The organism is Wolbachia endosymbiont (group A) of Epistrophe grossularia (assembly GCF_947251435.1).
GTDB classification, from domain to species: Bacteria; Pseudomonadota; Alphaproteobacteria; order Rickettsiales; family Anaplasmataceae; genus Wolbachia; species Wolbachia pipientis.
Genome location: NZ_OX366363.1, coordinates 998,370 through 1,014,797, shown reverse-complemented (window position 1 = coordinate 1,014,797; position 16,428 = coordinate 998,370). Strand labels below are relative to the sequence as shown.

Annotated in this window: 17 protein-coding genes; 7 read left to right on the top strand and 10 right to left on the bottom strand. The window is 33.9% G+C overall.

The window, feature by feature from the left end:
- Positions 1–84: 84 nt before the first annotated feature.
- From glyA to OPR28_RS04925, 4 genes are all read right to left on the bottom strand, one after another.
- On the bottom strand, positions 85–1,362 hold the full coding sequence (gene glyA, locus OPR28_RS04940; protein ID WP_265023618.1) for a serine hydroxymethyltransferase: 1,278 nt from the start codon (positions 1,360–1,362) through the stop codon (positions 85–87).
- Positions 1,363–1,402: 40 nt separating this feature from the next.
- The gene (locus tag OPR28_RS04935; RefSeq protein WP_253303566.1) at positions 1,403–2,623 is read right to left on the bottom strand and encodes an MFS transporter; all 1,221 of its coding nucleotides are present in this window, start codon (positions 2,621–2,623) and stop codon (positions 1,403–1,405) included.
- A 135-nt stretch (positions 2,624–2,758) separates the two neighbouring features.
- Complete coding sequence (locus tag OPR28_RS04930; RefSeq protein WP_265023617.1) at positions 2,759–3,988, bottom strand: MFS transporter; 1,230 nt, start codon at positions 3,986–3,988, stop codon at positions 2,759–2,761.
- A 75-nt stretch (positions 3,989–4,063) separates the two neighbouring features.
- Positions 4,064–5,278, bottom strand: coding sequence for an MFS transporter (locus OPR28_RS04925; RefSeq protein WP_265023616.1), 1,215 nt, complete (start codon positions 5,276–5,278; stop codon positions 4,064–4,066).
- 488 nt (positions 5,279–5,766) lie between these two features.
- Here OPR28_RS04925 and OPR28_RS04920 point away from each other — a divergent pair, with 488 nt between their 5' ends.
- A complete protein-coding gene (locus OPR28_RS04920) occupies positions 5,767–6,255 on the top strand; it encodes a hypothetical protein (protein ID WP_006280043.1) in 489 nt (162 codons plus the stop codon).
- Positions 6,256–6,300: 45 nt separating this feature from the next.
- Here the strand turns inward: OPR28_RS04920 and OPR28_RS04915 are convergent, their stop codons facing one another.
- Positions 6,301–7,494 (bottom strand): pyridoxal phosphate-dependent aminotransferase, encoded by a 1,194-nt coding sequence (locus OPR28_RS04915; RefSeq protein WP_012673336.1) that lies wholly within the window; start codon positions 7,492–7,494, stop codon positions 6,301–6,303.
- 69 nt (positions 7,495–7,563) lie between these two features.
- On the bottom strand, positions 7,564–8,580 hold the full coding sequence (gene hemE, locus OPR28_RS04910; RefSeq protein ID WP_265023615.1) for a uroporphyrinogen decarboxylase: 1,017 nt from the start codon (positions 8,578–8,580) through the stop codon (positions 7,564–7,566).
- 402 nt (positions 8,581–8,982) lie between these two features.
- Between hemE and OPR28_RS04905 the strand changes: the two genes are divergently transcribed.
- A complete protein-coding gene (locus OPR28_RS04905) occupies positions 8,983–9,801 on the top strand; it encodes a transporter associated domain-containing protein (RefSeq protein WP_007549273.1) in 819 nt (272 codons plus the stop codon).
- A gap of 66 nt (positions 9,802–9,867) precedes the next feature.
- Here OPR28_RS04905 and OPR28_RS04900 read toward each other — a convergent pair whose 3' ends face one another.
- Both OPR28_RS04900 and OPR28_RS04895 read right to left on the bottom strand, forming a co-directional pair.
- Positions 9,868–10,212, bottom strand: a complete 345-nt coding sequence (locus OPR28_RS04900; RefSeq protein ID WP_233395610.1) for a hypothetical protein — start codon at positions 10,210–10,212, stop codon at positions 9,868–9,870.
- Between the two features lie 14 nt (positions 10,213–10,226).
- Positions 10,227–10,520 carry a hypothetical protein gene (locus OPR28_RS04895; RefSeq protein WP_006280049.1) on the bottom strand — a complete coding sequence of 98 codons (294 nt, stop codon included), beginning with the start codon at positions 10,518–10,520 and terminating at the stop codon, positions 10,227–10,229.
- A 133-nt stretch (positions 10,521–10,653) separates the two neighbouring features.
- Here OPR28_RS04895 and purM point away from each other — a divergent pair, with 133 nt between their 5' ends.
- Positions 10,654–11,691, top strand: a complete 1,038-nt coding sequence (gene purM / locus OPR28_RS04890) for a phosphoribosylformylglycinamidine cyclo-ligase (RefSeq protein ID WP_265023614.1) — start codon at positions 10,654–10,656, stop codon at positions 11,689–11,691.
- Here purM and purC read toward each other — a convergent pair.
- Entirely contained in the window at positions 11,688–12,410 is a 723-nt protein-coding gene (gene purC, locus OPR28_RS04885; protein WP_006279491.1) for a phosphoribosylaminoimidazolesuccinocarboxamide synthase, read from the bottom strand. The genes purM and purC overlap by 4 nt on opposite strands.
- A gap of 74 nt (positions 12,411–12,484) precedes the next feature.
- On the opposite strand from purC, the gene trmD reads away from it, so the two are divergent.
- On the top strand, positions 12,485–13,195 hold the full coding sequence (gene trmD, locus OPR28_RS04880; RefSeq protein WP_265023613.1) for a tRNA (guanosine(37)-N1)-methyltransferase TrmD: 711 nt from the start codon (positions 12,485–12,487) through the stop codon (positions 13,193–13,195).
- On the top strand, positions 13,179–13,556 hold the full coding sequence (gene rplS, locus OPR28_RS04875) for a 50S ribosomal protein L19 (protein WP_006279489.1): 378 nt from the start codon (positions 13,179–13,181) through the stop codon (positions 13,554–13,556). The genes trmD and rplS overlap by 17 nt, the downstream gene beginning before the upstream one ends.
- A 48-nt stretch (positions 13,557–13,604) precedes the next feature.
- On the opposite strand, the gene OPR28_RS04870 is transcribed toward rplS, so the two are convergent.
- Complete coding sequence (locus OPR28_RS04870) at positions 13,605–13,787, bottom strand: hypothetical protein (protein ID WP_236514378.1); 183 nt, start codon at positions 13,785–13,787, stop codon at positions 13,605–13,607.
- 48 nt (positions 13,788–13,835) lie between these two features.
- On the opposite strand from OPR28_RS04870, the gene pstA reads away from it, so the two are divergent.
- Together pstA and OPR28_RS04860 are read left to right on the top strand one after the other, a co-directional pair.
- Entirely contained in the window at positions 13,836–15,086 is a 1,251-nt protein-coding gene (gene pstA, locus OPR28_RS04865; RefSeq protein WP_007549491.1) for a phosphate ABC transporter permease PstA, read from the top strand.
- Positions 15,087–15,092: 6 nt separating this feature from the next.
- On the top strand, positions 15,093–15,890 hold the full coding sequence (locus OPR28_RS04860) for a phosphoribosylformylglycinamidine synthase subunit PurQ (RefSeq protein WP_044471287.1): 798 nt from the start codon (positions 15,093–15,095) through the stop codon (positions 15,888–15,890).
- Positions 15,891–16,428 lie beyond the last annotated feature (538 nt).

Below are 16,428 nucleotides of genomic sequence, written 5' to 3'. Positions count from 1 at the left end.
ATAAATAGCTTCAGTTTCATGATAAGGGCGCTGGCGGAGTTTGTCAAGCAAGTTTTTCGTTTCTGCGGGCTACTTCCACATAAATTAATAAATAGGAAAATTACTACAAATCCTTTCAACTTTAGTTTTTACTGCTTTTTCAACATCTGAGCTATTTTCGCTGATTAATCCCTGAACCACTTCATTTATTAGATCAGCTATCTCCTTAAAATTTTCTGCCTCAAGTCCGCGTGTTGTCTCAGCAGCGGTGCCAAAACGGAGCCCTGAAGTGATGGTCGGCTTTGCTGTATCAAATGGTACAGAGTTTTTATTACAGGTAATACCGGCTCTCTCAAGGCTATCTACAACGTCTTTTCCAGTTAATTTCTGCGATCTTAAGTCAACTAGCACTATATGAGAGTCAGTGCCACCGGTTATAATGTCAAGTCCATGCTTTTGCAATTCTTGAGCCAGCACTTTCGCATTTTCCACGACTTTCTTGCTATAAGTCTTAAACTCTGGTGCTAATGCTTCTTTAAATGCAACAGCTTTTGCAGCTATCACATGCATAAGTGGCCCGCCCTGCAATCCTGGAAAAACTGCGGATTGAATTTTTTTGTGTAATGCTTCATCATTGGTCATCACTATTCCACCACGAGGACCACGCAAAGTTTTGTGAGTCGTGGAAGTCATAACATGTGCATATTCAGCAGGGGATGGATATTCGCCCGCTGCAATAAGCCCTGCATAGTGAGCAATGTCTGCAAGCAAATAAGCACCAACTTTATCTGCAATCTCGCGAAAGCGTTTGAAGTCCATTTTTCTTGGATAAGCAGAAGCACCAGCTATGATCAATTTCGGTTTATGCTCCAGCGCCAGCTTTTCTATCTCATCCATATTGAGCAGATAAGTGTCTTTATTTACTGTATATTGAATCGACTTAAACCATTTACCAGAAAGGCTTGGCGCCGCACCATGAGTTAGGTGCCCACCGCAACTCAGTGACAATCCAAGTATTGTATCACCTGGAGTAAGCAGTGAAGCAAACACGGCTTGATTTGCCTGAGAACCAGAGTGAGGCTGAACATTTGCAAATTTTACACCAAACAACTTACAAAGTCTTTCTATAGCCAGACTTTCAACTTTGTCCACATGCTCACAACCACAGTAATATCTTCTGCCTGGATAACCTTCTGCGTATTTATTAGTCAGAAAAGAGCCTTGTGCCTCCATTACCGCTTTGCTTGCAAAATTTTCTGATGCAATTAATTGCAATTGTGATTTTTGGCGTTGTAATTCTTTTTCTATAAACTGATAAACCTCGTTATCAAAAGACTTTAAACTATTTTTAGAGCCACAGATTTTCTTTAAAACACTCATCATAGATCAAACCTCGCTTTAATTTTAAGATGCACAAGCAATTTTAAGACTGCTTGTCCTGCTTTTTTAACCATAAGAGCCCAAAAACAGCTATTAGCAAACATACAGGAATAATAGATGTTGCTTTTATCAGCAATTCAGCACTATAAATAGGACTTCCATGTATAATCGCTTTATCCCAATAAGAACCTATTACCTTCGCAATTCCAGTGTGAAAGAGGTAGCCAAAAACCATAACTATCATATTTGATACAGCTGTAGTTAATCCTATTAAGTTATTATTTACATAACTTAATGCTTTGTACAGTGTTACTATTTGATATCCAGAAGCGAAACCTATAACAAGAAGTGCAGGCAATACAATATACAATCCGCCAGCCCGTGTAAAAAGTAAAAGGAAACTAGCAATCATTGCAAAGGAACAGACAATAATAACTTCATAATGTCTATTTGGGTATTTTTCTAATATGTGAGCAAAAGAGAGCAATCCAGCTGCAAATCCTACATATATAACAGAAGAAATTGAAGACGCTAGATCACCGGCCATTTGATATACCTCACATAAAAAAGCTTTTGTCCAAGCATCAGCAAAACCTTCTAGTGGACCTACCATTAAGCCACCAAAAAAACTAATTAGAATGATATATTTATTGAAAAGCACAGTTTTTAGATCCTTCATGCTAATTTTTTCTTTTCGAAAGTCGTAAGCATTGTAAGGAATAACTAAAAATAAAGATAAAGCGAGTAAGAAACCAAACCCTGAAAGAATATAAATTACGTAATTCCAACCAAACTCATCAAGCAAAAGTTCTATTGGTAGACCACCATATATTGCCCCTAATAGCCCTATAATAACAGATATGCTTGCCATTTTTGCTGATTTTTCTCGCGAAAAATACATACTGGCAACTTTAAATACTCCTATTGCTGACGCAGACGAGCCAATCCCAACAATTATTCTACCTAATACTGAATAATACCACTCATCAAAGCACACAAGAGGTAATGTTCCAATAGATACCAAGACAGCACAAATAGGTAAAACAATTTTTGGACCGAATCTATCAAAACAAAGACCAACAGGGATATGAACTAGTGTAAATCCCACATAGTAGAGACCATTAAATTGCCCTAAATCTGCAATGCTTATATTAAATTTTGTTATTAATACAGGCGCAATTATGTTTGGCATGACACGTAACACATACTGGTACGCATAGAAAAGAGATACTATCAACCATACAAAAAAATTACTTTTCGACATACCTACCACCTAATAAAACCCAATTACAATTAAAACAAAAATATCAAAGTAAAATAAAGTATTATATTTCATAATAACAAGAACCTTAAATTAGTACATCTAACGATTTTATCATACGAGCCTTCGATAAATTATCTACTTATTACAATCAACTTCTCTAAAATCTTTATTTTTTAACCATAAGAGCCCAAAAACAGCCACCAGCAAACATACAGGAATAACTGATGTTGCTTTTATCAGCAATTCAGCACCATACACAGGATTTCCTTGTATTATTGTTCTATCCCAACACAAATCTACTATTTTTGCGATCCCAGTGTGAAAAAAATAGCCAAAAACCATAACTATCATGTTTGACACAGCTGTAGCCAGGCCTACTAAGTTATTATTTACATAACTTATCGCTTTGTAAATGGTAACCACCTGATATCCAGATGTGAAGCCAATAATAAAAAGCGTAGGTAATACAACATACAAGCCACCAATCTGAGTAAAAAGCAAAAGAAAACTAGCGATCATTGCAAATGAGCATGCAATTATTACTTCATAATGCTTATCTTTATATTTTTCCAATAAATAAGCCAAAGAGAATGATCCTGTTAACATTCCTATCAATATTACGGAAGAGAGAGAAGATGCCAAGTCTTCATTCATTTTATATACTTCAAAAAAGAATGCTTTCACCCAACCATCGGCAAAACCTTGCATTGGACCGACCATGAGTCCACCAAAAAAGCTAATTAGAATAATATGCTTGTTGAAAAGTATGTTTTTTAAGTCTCTAATGCTAACTTTTTCCTGTTGAGCATTGCTTTCAGGCGTTACTAAGAACAGCAACAGAGCAAGTAAACACCCAAATGCTGAGAATGTATAGATAACATAATTCCAGCCAAATTTATCGAGTAAGAAGTCTAAAGGTAACCCGCCACATATCCCTCCCAAAATTCCTATAATTATAGATAAGCTGGCCATTCTTGCTGATTTTTCTTGCGCAAAATACATGCTTGCAACTTTAAAGATTCCAATTGCCGAAGCGGATGACCCAATTCCCACAATTATTCTTCCAATTATTGAATAACTCCACTCATCAAAGCATATAAGCGGTAGTGTTCCGGTAAATGTCAAAACGGTACAAGCAGGTAAAACAAACTTTGGTCCAAATCTATCAAGGAAAAGACCAATAGGTATATGAGCTAGCGTATAGCCTACATAGTATAACCCACCAAACTGGCCAACATCTGCAATACTTATGTTAAATTTTGTTATTAATTCAGGCGCAATTATGTTTGGAATTACGCGTAATATATATTGGTATGCATAAAACAGTGACGTCAACAACCAGATTAAAAAATTCCTCTGCAACATGAATCTCAGCTAAAATTTAGGATTATAGATACTTTAGTTATAAAAAACAATACTATATTAATCATCTAAATCTGCTTAGCTCTTTTTACAGCTTATAACTTTAAGTAACCAAAAGCCTATCATTCCTATTAGTAGGCATATAGGTATTATTAACATAGACTTAACCATTACATCAGTTCCATAAAATGGCTTTCCATCGATAATTTCACCGTTCCAATAAAAATTCATTATATTTGCAATAATGACGTGAAAAAAATAACCAAAACTCATAACTATGGAATTATCTACAGATCCTGCACTTGCTACTGCTTCGTTTTTTACACAACTTACAACTTTAGCAGTAAAAACAATTTGGTATGCAGAAGCAAGACCAATAATGAATAGTAATATACATGCCAGGAGTTCACTAATATTGCATATAAAAAGTAATAAGAACACAATTATCATGGCCATAGCACAAGAAATTATTATTCCATAGTGCTTGGTTGGATTTTTTGCTAATATGTAAGGAAGTAATAAATGCCCAAAGCCAAAGCCTATTAGTATCCATTTTGAAATGCTATATGCAATGTGTCTATCTATAGCGTACATCTCATGCAAGAATGTTGCGGACCACGCATCTGCAAAGCCTTCTAATGGTCCAACCATAAAACCGCCAAACAAACCTATCAATAAAATATCTTTATTAAATATAACTTTGCTTAAATTTTTAATATTTAATTCTTCGTCTGAGGTGCCAACTTTAGGTATAGATATAAAGGTAGTTAAAGCAAGCAATAATCCAAGCATTATACACACAGTAAATAAATAATCCCACCCAAACTTATCAAGTAAGACATGTAATGGTTTGGTGGCAAATACACCACCTGAAATGCCAATAATAACCGATATGCTGAACATCATGGCAAATTTTTCTCTATGGTAATAGATTCTTATTATTTTAAAGAGTCCAAGTACTGAAGCAGAGGATCCAATACCAGTAATTATTCTTCCAATAATAGAATAACTCCAATCATTAGAACTGACTAAAGGTAAAGCACCTAAAGATGTTAATGCAATACAAATCGGTATAACAACTTTAGAACCAAATCTATCTAAAAGAATACCTACAGGAATATGTGCTAACACATAACCTACATAATACAGTCCACAAAATTGTCCTATTTCTGTTGTTCCTATATTAAACCTTACTACCAATTCAGGAATTATAATATTTGGAATTACGCGTAATATATATTGGTATGCATAAAACAGTGACGCCAACAACCAGATTAAAAAATTCCTCTGCAATACTTTACCCCAAAGCTGGCATTATAGATACTCTGTTTATAGAAAACAATATTTTTATGAATACTTATTTTAATTTACCGGAATTTTATACAGTTGAACTCATAGCCAACATAAGTAGTTTATGCATTAACTAAATTTTCCAGGTTCAAGTTTGGATGATAGAAAAAGTTCACTTTTTCTATTTTTAAAAGAGACCTTTTATTTTACTTATAATTTTTTCTACCATATCTACAACTGGCTCATGAATAAGGTATATGAAAAAAATTACACCACAAATGATAAGTATATTTATGATTTTACCCTTATTCATCTTTATCTTGAGCTTTACTTTTGTTACAAGATCCATTTTATTTATGTTTTTATTTCATGCTGACAATTATATCTTAAATACCATAATTTTCAGTAAAATTTGACTTCAGAAGTATTCTATTAATTCAATATTAACCTTTTTATGTGTAAAATAGTTAATATAATATTAAAGCAGGCTGATGAATATAAGCACGATAGATAATACGCTGCAAAATTACATAACAAAATACATTGAACAAACATTCGCTACACACGTGCTAGGCAATAGATACGACAAATTGTATAGGAAACTTCTAAGTGGTATAGAAGAGATAATAAAGCTTGCTGTAAATGAAGCAAAACACTACGATGAAAATTTAGAAGATCTATATAACGATTCAAGATTTAATAAGAAATTTATTCAAGCTGTTGCTAAACATCAGGTGTCGGAATTTTTAAATACTTATCCGAAAAGAAAAGAAATTGTTGCAGAATTTTACAATGAACATCACATTAACGAAAGTGATTTAAAGACTCTGGAAAAGGGGAAAGATTTAGTAAATAAAATAAATAACATTAACTTACTGCAACAAAATGAAAAAAATGAGGAATTCAATATTAGAAAGACACTTGCTCAATCAATAAAAATGCCTTCCATAGAAAAACACAAGTTAGAACATTCAAAATAACCTTGGCGAAGTATGGCAAAATATACAACTTATGGATAGTCTATTTCATTTTAACTCCTGGCACGCTTTAGTAATACTATCACATCCAATTTCTAATTGTTCCTGAGAGGTTGCATAAGAAATTCTGATAAAATTTTCTAGACCAAATGCAATTCCTGGAACCACAGCAACCAAATGATCTCCCAGTAAGTATTCAGTAAAATCTAAATCATTATTTATTATCTTACCACTTTTTGTGCTTTTACTGAGCAATCCTTCACATGAGACAAATAAATAAAACGCACCTTGTGGAACAGACGCTGATAATCCCGGGGCAGAATTTAGCTCTTTCACCATAAAATCTCTACGACTCTTAAAAATCCTTGTTCTTTCTTTCAAAAAACTATGATCACCGTTTAATGCTGCTGCTGCTGCTGCTTGTGCTATCGAATTTGGATTAGAAGTGCTTTGAGACTGCAGCGTAGAGATAGCTTTTACCACATCACTTCTACCTGCAATATACCCTATTCTCCAGCCTGTCATTGCATAGGCTTTTGATACTCCATTGACTACAAAAACTCTATCATAAAGCTTCGGCTCAACCTGAGCGATAGTAAAAAACTTTTCGTCGTATATTATATGCTCATAAATATCATCTGTAACGACATTCATATGTGGATATTCAAGCAATATTTGTGCTATGTCTTTCAATTCATCACATGTGTACACAGCTCCTGCAGGGTTGTTCGGTGAGTTAAGAATTAACCATTTAGTTTTTTTAGTTATCCTGCTTTTCAATAATTCCGCTGTCAGTTTAAAATTTTGTTTGCATTCTACTACAACTGGCAAGCCGCCAAAAAGACTTACCATATCAACATATGAAACCCAATAAGGAGCTGGAATAATAACTTCATCTCCAGAGTTAATTGTTGCCATGAACAAATTGAATAACACCTGCTTAGCACCTGTACCAACACAGATTTGGTTAAGCGTGTACTCGAGGTTATTATCCTTTCTTAACTTATTAATTATTGCTTCTTTCAGCTCACGCGTTCCATCAACAGCAGTATATTTAGTCTTACCTTCACTTATTGCTTGAATAGCTGCTTTTTTTATATGATCTGGAGTATCAAAATCCGGTTCTCCTGCAGCTAAAACACAGATCTTTTTTCCTTCATTTTTCAACTTATTTGCCTTATCAGTTACAGCAATCGTAGGTGATGGTTTTATTAGGAACATTCTTTTTGCAAGGTCTGACATATTTTACTGAAGCTAAATTTAAATGATAAACCCCGTACAACAAAAAAGCTAGGAATTTTGTGTATTGTATTAGTAGCTTTTTACCAGGTTTACCAACGCAGCAATATTTTCAACTGGAGTATCAGGGAGTACTCCATGTCCGAGATTAAATATGAAGGGTAAATCTCTAAAGCAATCTATTATACGTTTTGCTTCTTTGATTGCTTCCGTTTTATTATAGGCTAAAAGATTAGGATCAAGGTTTCCTTGTAGAGGGATGTTTAGATTCGCTTTCGCCCATTTTATTGGAACATTATAATCTATACTTACTGCAGATACACCTGTTTGTTCGCAGTAATCTTTATAAAGATTTCCAGCAGACCTTGGAAAACCTATTATTGGAAAATCAGAAAATCTATCCTTTATTGCCAAGATAATTCTCTTTGTTGGTTCGATAACATATTCTTTAAACAATGGTTCCGATAACGCACCAGCATTACTGTCAAATAGCTGAATAACATCTGCTCCAAATTCTATCTGTTTAATTAGATAAATAATCGTTACTTCCGTTATTCGTTCAATTATTTCCTTCAAACACGAAGGATAAAAATTTAATACTTTGGAAAAAGTTTTGCTGCTCCCACCTTCTATGATGTATGAGGCTACTGTCCATGGTCCACCAGCAAATCCTATGAGAGATTTTTCTTTTGGTAATTGGCTTCTGACTTTTTTTATAGCGTTTAGAATTGGTAAGGTTTTAGTTTCAATTTCTTGTGGACCCTTCAATTCCTTAGGACTTTCCACGGGTTTTATTATTGGACCTACACCGCGTACGAAATTCACGTCACAACCCAAAACATCAGCTATTATTAAAATGTCTGAAAAAATTATCGCCGCATCCATGTCAAATCTTGTCACCGGCTGTAACGTCAATTCTGTCACTAAATCTGTGTTGTAGCATATCTCCATAAAATTATTCATATTTTCTACTGCTTTGCGGTACTCAGGAAGAGACCTGCCAGCCTGACGCATTAGCCAGATAGGCACTCTTCCACCTGGCTCATTTCTCTTAATAATTCTCGCTATTGTTGTTTTGCTGCTTTCCAATCTATTCTATTTATTCTTTTGTATATTAAAGTATAGTAGTAATAATAGTTCTATCAATAACTTGTTACTAACTTAAAATTCAGTAAAAATTGGCGTTATTCAACTTGTGGATAAATATGTGAGTAACTTTCGTATATTATTGATTTTCTGTTATGATTTATGTGTATAAGTAAGGTGTTTAGAGTGTTAGTAATTTTCTTTTATGGAAAATACTTTACCATCATGCATTGTTACACAACTATGTATATGTTGTTGAAAAAGTTGTTGATCAATTGTTGGTATTTTATATCAACAAATAATTCACAAATTAATTTGACATTATTCACATGCTTATTAAACATTTAATAACAGTTTTCTTGATAAATCTAATCTGAAAACGTTTTTGCCATTACAGGGAATAAATTGAGTAAAAAAAGAACCTTAGTAGAAAAAATAGCATATAGAATTTTTCTCTTCCTTTTCAAAAAAGCTTCTGTGTTGAAAAAGTGTGCGACTGAGGCATTAATGAAAGATCTGCCAGACCTTAATATATTTAATGGTCTATTAAAATTCCGCGATTGTGGTATAATGGATATAATGACTCCACGTACAGAGATATGCGCAGTAGACATTGAGTCAAGCGAGCGTGAAATAATAAAGAAGATAAAAAACACTTGCCACACTAAAATACCAATTTATAAAAATAACTTTGATAACGTAATAGGCTTTTTTTATGTAAAAGATGTTATTTTTAATAGGGATAAAAATTTCAATCTGAAACATATTATACAAAGCGTAATATTTGTTCCACCCTCGATGAAGACAACTAATCTTTTTGTTAGGATGAACTCTTCTAAATCATGCTTAGCTATCGTATTGGATGAATATGGTGGAACTGATGGTTTAATTTCAATGACTGATCTTATAGAGGAACTAATACCAAACATTGATAGTGAAAACGAAATAAATTCAGAATATACCATTACTGAATTGTCTCAAAATAAGTTTGAAGTATCAGCAAGGGCTCTTATAAAAGATATAGAAGAGGATCTAAAAATAGAATTACGTGACCCTGAAGAAGATTATGTTACACTTGGTGGTTTGATTCTTTCGATTGCTGGTAAAGTGCCTTCTGTAGATGAAGTCATTAAATATAAAAATGGTATGAAGTTTATCATCAAAGATGCAAATGAGCGCTACATTAATAAAATAGTACTAGACTTAAGTGATTACAAAAATTAGATTTGGTACCCCTTGTCGGGGAATGCCTTGACACGAAGAAAAAGTTGTAATAACCAAATATGCAACTCAAGTTATAGTTAAACCTATTTCCAGCAAATTATTTTCGCAAGTATAATGCATTTCAGTGTTATAGTACTCTAATAATAAAGAGGTCATATAGATATTAATATCTTTTGTATTTAAATTAGTGTCATTTTTTTTGATTAATTTGTCTACTAATGATTTGCTTATTGGTTTGTGTTCATTTAGAATTTTTATAGTTAATAGCATTTTATCTTCTGTTTGACTCAGTAAAACAGATACTAGTTCGACTTCCGCCACTGCACTGGCTATAGTTAGCACCATATTGGAAATTATCTTATTTATCTTTTCAATTAAATCTTCCTTATTTTTTGCAGAGTATGCGTCTATTTTCCACGTAAGCTTTACTTTTTTTTTAATAAATAATTTTCGATATTAGATTTGGTCTTATCAAAGCTATAATTATCCATTGAAGAAGAATATGCCTGCTTCATAACTTTATGTTTATATATTAAATCATCGGAGCTTTCTTTAAGAAACAACAACGCTTCCTTCTGCGCATCAGCATCATTCTTATCTATTACTTCAAGCTCTTCTACGCCAAACGTTATTCCATTCATAGAGTTAGCAAAGTCATGAAGCAGCCGTCCTGATAGCAGTTCCGTTATTAACAGTATGTTTTTGGTATTTTCGTTCATTGGATAATTATAAATGATTTAAGTTACCCTATATTGGTAAGTATATAATAGTCAATTAAGAGAAAGTTTCGTTGCACTTTTTATATCAAGGCATTAATATAGTATTAACAATTTTAAAATTTATAAAAGGATTATGAATACTTATACCAGATCAGGAATAGATATTGAACTATATAATAAGTTAATAAAAGAAGTCAAGCCTATTGCTCAAGAAACTACTAGAGAAGAAGTAATCAGCGAAATAGGTTCATTTTCTGCGTTATTTGATTTTGCTGCACTAAGTAGGAAGTATGACCATCCAGTACTCGTTTCCTCAACTGATGGAGTAGGTACGAAACTGTTGATAGCTCAAGAAGTGAATAAACATGATACTATAGGTATAGATTTAGTTGCAATGTGTGTAAATGACTTACTTGCACAAGGAGCAACGCCTTTGTTTTTCCTTGATTACTTTGCAACAGGCGTTTTGACCAAAGATGTTTTATTATCTGTGGTTAAGGGCATTGCAGAGGGGTGCAAGCAAGCTAAAATAGCATTGGTTGGTGGGGAAACTGCAGAAATGCCTGGAATGTATGGTAATAATCACTATGACCTTGCAGGGTTTGTGGTTGGTGTAGTTGATCGAAAGCAAATTCTTCCAAACTGTAGTATGATGAAAGCAGGTGATTATATAGTTGGCTTAGAGTCAAGTGGAATTCACTCAAATGGGTTTTCTTTAGTGCGCCATGTTTTCAAAAGCTTAGGTATAAATTATAACGATACATCTCTATGGAATAATAAATCTTGGAATGAAATACTACTTGAACCAACAAAAATATATGTTGATTCTTTGTTGCCTATCATGTCACAAGTAAAAGGTATTGCGCACATCACGGGTGGTGGTTTGGTAGACAATATTCCGCGAATTCTTCCAAAAAACTTATTTGCAAACATAGACATTAATTCCTGGAAATGGCCAGATATATTTTTATGGCTAACAAAGGAGGGTAAAATAGAGAAGAAAGAAATGCTAAAAACATTTAATTGTGGTATTGGTATGGTATTGATCGTAAGTTCTGAGAATATGCAAAACGTGAAAAATCATTTCCAAAAACGTGGAGAAAAAATTGAAATTATTGGAAAACTTGATGAGGCATGTAACCCTCCACTTGATAGAGTAGTATTTAGTTAACCTAACTCTACTGACAATCTTTCCGCAACTTCTAAGTATGCTTTTTTCAAGTTGCCTAAATTCAAACGAAAGACGTCTTTATCTAGCTTTTTATAAGTATTTTTATCCCATAACCTGCAGTTATCAGGGCTGATTTCATCGGCTAAAATGATTTTAGTACTGTCATTTATCAATCTGCCAAATTCCAATTTAAGGTCAACTAGATCTATGCCTGCATTTGAGAATAAATCAATTAGGATTTCGTTGATCTTTAAAGTTGTAGTTTTTACTTCATCCATTTCTTTGCTAGATAGCCAATCAAAATACAGTATGTGATTTTCATTTACCATTGGGTCGGCTAGGTCATCATTTTTGTAAAAAAACTCGATTATAGGAGATGCAAGCCTCTCACCTTCTTTGATATTAAAACGTTTGCAAAAGCTGCCAGCTGCAACATTCCTCACTACTACTTCAAGAGGTATGATTTTGAGTTTTTTGACTAGCTGCTCTCTTTCATTCAGAGTTTTTATAAAGTGTGTGCTAATTCCTGCTTTCTCAAGCTTTTCCATGATAAAAGCACTAACATGATTATTAATTATTCCTTTGCTCTCAATAATTTCATATTTTTCCTTATTGAATGCTGTAACATCATCTTTAAAGTGCTGTATAACAGTTGATGAGTCTTCAGTTTCAATAATGGCTTTCGCTTTACCTTCGTATATCGTTTTATTCAGTGACATGCTTAATTTAACTATATATTATATCAATTTACTGTTCTTAGAGTATAGCCCCAAATAACTTAAAATAAACCTTAATGGCATTCAATGTTACAATATTAACCATATTTCCAGAAATGTTCCCCGGGTTTTTGAACTATTCTCTTGCCGGAAAAGCGTTAGAAAAAAAAATATGGAACCTTGAAGTAATAAATATTCGTTCTTTTGCGAAAGATAAACATTCAACTGTGGATGATGTTCCATATGGAGGTGGAGCAGGAATGGTTATGCGTTCTGATGTAGTTGGTGATGCAGTAGATAGTATGCTCTCTGTTCATAAAAACACTAAGTTTATTTACATGACTCCATCTGGAACTAAGTTTAATCAGAATATTGCCAGAGAATTATTAGAGTTTCCTCATATAACAATATTGTGTGGTCGATTTGAAGGTATTGACCAAAGGATAATTGATGCGTATACTCCTTATGAGTTAAGTATTGGAGATTATATACTTTCAGGAGGTGAGCCAGCTGCAATGGTGGTTCTTGATGCATGCATTAGACTTCTTCCAGGTGTAGTAAATAATACCGATAGTATTACTGAAGAAAGTTTTAATTATGGTGGTGGTGTACTTGAATATCCTCAATATACTAGACCTGAGCAGTGGAAGGGATATAAAGTACCTGAGGTTTTGTTATCTGGCAATCACAAAAAAATAAGTGATTGGAGGCAGAAGCAGTCTCATGTTATAACAAAAAGGCGTAGGCCTGAATTATTGAATGGAGAGATAAATGACAAATTTACTTAAAAAATTTAACGAACAGCAAATGCAAGTGTTAGCTAAAGAAATACCAGAATTTCGTCCTGGCGATGATTTGAAGGTCACTTTTAAAGTAGTTGACGGTACAAGTGAACGTATACAGATATTTGAAGGTGTATGTATATCAAAAAGGAACCGCGGGTTACATTCTTCTTTTGCAGTCAGAAAAGTGAGCCATGGAGAAAGTATAGTGTCTCAGTTTTTTGTTTATTCTCCTGCACTGGTTTCAGTGCAAGTGACAAGAAAAGGAAAGGTTCGTAGAGCAAAACTGTATTATCTGTGCAAACTATTTGGAAAAGCTGCAAGGATCAAAGAGCGTACTACTTATGTTAAAAAGAAATCTAAGTAGATACAATAGGGAGTGATGTCAATTGTGTCATCTCAGAACTCTCTCTTGTCATCCCAGTGCGTGACACACAACTGTACGAACATTGTGTTTGCCTCCCGCTGTGGTGTCATCCCAGTGCTTCGACACTGGGATCCAGCATTCATTATTCTCCTTTTGGTTTGTGCTTTCATGGAAAATGTAAAAATTATTTGCAGGCAAAGCCTGCTGGATCCCAGTGTCAGCTACTTGCATGACAAAAAAGGGGAAAGTTTTTTCAAATCCTCGTGTAAAGAAAAGTAAATGAGTATAAAGAAAAAATTCCTTAAATTACTTCAGTCAAGGCGTGTACATGCTCGTATAAAAAGGAAAAATAAAAAGAACAGAGCGCTACGCTTTTGTTCTTTCACGGCACTAGTTATCTCACTTGGCTGTCCTGTGTGTATATTGTTGAGTATATTAGTTAACTCTTACAGTGCCTTAACAGTAACGAAAATTTTATTGCCAGTTGAAATAAATGCTGATCTTGCTTTGGCGAGTAATCCTAGTGATTTGCGGTATAAGTCCATTGGCTTACTCAACGATTCTTTACGTAAGGTGTTTGGAGGAACTGATTTTAAAGACGGTGACGAAATTTTAAGTCGTAATTCTTACAAAGAACTAGAGAAATTTTTTCGTAAGAAAGTAAAAGATAGTGGTGAATATGAGATCTGGTTTACCGCGTCAAGTATAATTAATTCAATAAATAAAGATAAATATTTGAATGATCGTTATGCTAAATTACTTGATTGGCTAAAAGAAAAGAGGAGAGTGAAAAAATTTTTTAATAAGTCTTTATTCCTTAAATCTGACTCTCGTGAACCTGAAAATGCAGGGATTTTAGGAGCGTTTATCGGTTCATTAATGACAATTATAGTGTGCCTAGCATTAGCATTACCAATAGGAATTATGTCGGGCATCTGTCTTTACGAATTTATGCCTAAAAATAGGCTAATGACTAATATTGTAGAAATTAGCATAAATAATCTTGCTGCAGTGCCTTCAATAATATTTGGTGTAGTGGGCTTAACTCTCTATCTTGGCATATTTGGGCTACCACGCTCTTCACCACTTGTTGGTGGAATGACTCTTTCATTTATGATGTTACCTAATATTATAATTGCAACAAAAAATGCCTTTGCGAATGTTCCTATTACGATAAAAGATGCAGCGTTTGCGCTCGGTGCACCTCACATCAAGGTGATATTAGATCACTCTTTACCGATTGCGTTACCAAGAATAATACATGGTACTGTGCTTGCAATTGCAAGGATTTTAGGTGAATCTTCTCCTTTACTTATGATGGGTATGGTGGCATTTATTGCTGATACACCTACGTCCTTTTTCGATCCGGCAACTGTTCTACCTGTGCAAATATACATATGGTCAAGCAATCCTGAAATTGCATTTGTTGAACTTGCTGCTATCGCAATTATAGCTTTATTATTGGTGTTATTTGCGTTAAATTTAGTAGCAAATTTTGTAAAAAGGAAATTCGAATTTTTTAATTTTTAGCAATTCATGAAAATCACAGTCCTATCTGGTTATGGCTTAAATTGCGAAAAAGAAACTGCATTTGCATTTATGGAATGCAGCAGAAAACTTGGTATTGGTAATATTGAAGTAAAAATCGTTCACATTAACGATATCATAGATAATCCAGGTGAACTGAAATTAAGCAATATACTTGCAATTCCAGGGGGTTTTTCCTATGGTGATGACACTGGTGCTGGTAATGCGTTTGCTTTACGTATTAAAAACAACTTGTTGGATGAGTTTCAAGAGTTTTTATCTCAGGACAAGCTGATTATAGGAATATGTAATGGTTGTCAGATATTAGTAAAATTAATTCCAGAGTTCTCTAATCTAGCTTTAATCCATAATGATATAGGCAATTACCAATGCCGCTGGATTAGAGTGAGAGTTAATCCGCAGAGTAATTCTGTTTGGCTACGGGGCCTGAGTGAACTATATCTCCCTATTGCTCATGGGGAAGGCAAATTTTTTATGGATCAAGATATTTTGAACCAATTGATTGAGAGCAATTCCACCGCATTACGTTACATTGATAAAAATGGCAACTATGCTAACCTACAATTTCCTTACAATCCGAATGGATCTACATACGACCTAGCAGCTTTATCAGATAAAAGTGGAAGAGTGCTAGCTTTAATGCCCCATCCAGAAAGGGGAATATTTTTTACCCAGCAAGATAATTGGCCCCTTGAAAAAGAAAAGAGCAAGCGTTTAGGTGTTGCTGTGCCAAAATATGGCGATGGAATGCTTATATTTGAAAATGCACTGAAGTATTTTTGTTAAAATTTATTGATAGGGGTTTATGGTCGAAATTATCCTCTGATATTATAAAAACTTACTTGACACCCTTTGCCAGCCCTCTTATCATGAAACTGAAGCTATTTTATTTAACTTCGCAATCTCTGCAGCAGATTAAAATGACAAGAAAACTTGTATTTGGCGTACTATTGTTTAATTTTTTGCACTATGTGTACCTTATGTCTTCACAACATTTTTAGGTTTTTACCTATATAAGCTGAAACGCGCTTATAAAGCGTTCAAGACATCACCCAACGTCAAATTTTAAAATAGAGAGTGTAATAACTAGCTACCACGGGTTTTCTTTGCCTTTTTTTTCTGCCTAGTAAATTTCTTAAACATTTATAGCTAAGGTTAGTTGCATTTAAAAGCAGTTAAATTGCAGCGTTTAAGACTTAAAAAACGCCAATACTGAAAATAGACAATGACTAGGGTTTCTTTTGCCTTTTTTTTCATTTGGTAAATTCCTTAATATTTATGGCTAAACGACAATTGTCATCCCGCTACGTGTTAGCGGGATCTA

Bases quoted from the DNA above. Each gene is read 5' to 3' on its own strand.
- glyA (WP_265023618.1), bottom strand. From the start codon at position 1,362: ATGATGAGTGTTTTAAAGAAAATCTGTGGCTCTAAAAATAGTTTAAAG.
- OPR28_RS04935 (WP_253303566.1), bottom strand. From the start codon at position 2,623: ATGTCGAAAAGTAATTTTTTTGTATGGTTGATAGTATCTCTTTTCTAT.
- OPR28_RS04930 (WP_265023617.1), bottom strand. From the start codon at position 3,988: ATGTTGCAGAGGAATTTTTTAATCTGGTTGTTGACGTCACTGTTTTAT.
- OPR28_RS04920 (WP_006280043.1), top strand. From the start codon at position 5,767: ATGAATATAAGCACGATAGATAATACGCTGCAAAATTACATAACAAAA.
- OPR28_RS04915 (WP_012673336.1), bottom strand. From the start codon at position 7,494: ATGTCAGACCTTGCAAAAAGAATGTTCCTAATAAAACCATCACCTACG.
- OPR28_RS04895 (WP_006280049.1), bottom strand. From the start codon at position 10,520: ATGAACGAAAATACCAAAAACATACTGTTAATAACGGAACTGCTATCA.
- purM (WP_265023614.1), top strand. From the start codon at position 10,654: ATGAATACTTATACCAGATCAGGAATAGATATTGAACTATATAATAAG.
- purC (WP_006279491.1), bottom strand. From the start codon at position 12,410: ATGTCACTGAATAAAACGATATACGAAGGTAAAGCGAAAGCCATTATT.
- trmD (WP_265023613.1), top strand. From the start codon at position 12,485: ATGGCATTCAATGTTACAATATTAACCATATTTCCAGAAATGTTCCCC.
- rplS (WP_006279489.1), top strand. From the start codon at position 13,179: ATGACAAATTTACTTAAAAAATTTAACGAACAGCAAATGCAAGTGTTA.
- OPR28_RS04870 (WP_236514378.1), bottom strand. From the start codon at position 13,787: ATGCAAGTAGCTGACACTGGGATCCAGCAGGCTTTGCCTGCAAATAAT.
- pstA (WP_007549491.1), top strand. From the start codon at position 13,836: ATGAGTATAAAGAAAAAATTCCTTAAATTACTTCAGTCAAGGCGTGTA.
- OPR28_RS04860 (WP_044471287.1), top strand. From the start codon at position 15,093: ATGAAAATCACAGTCCTATCTGGTTATGGCTTAAATTGCGAAAAAGAA.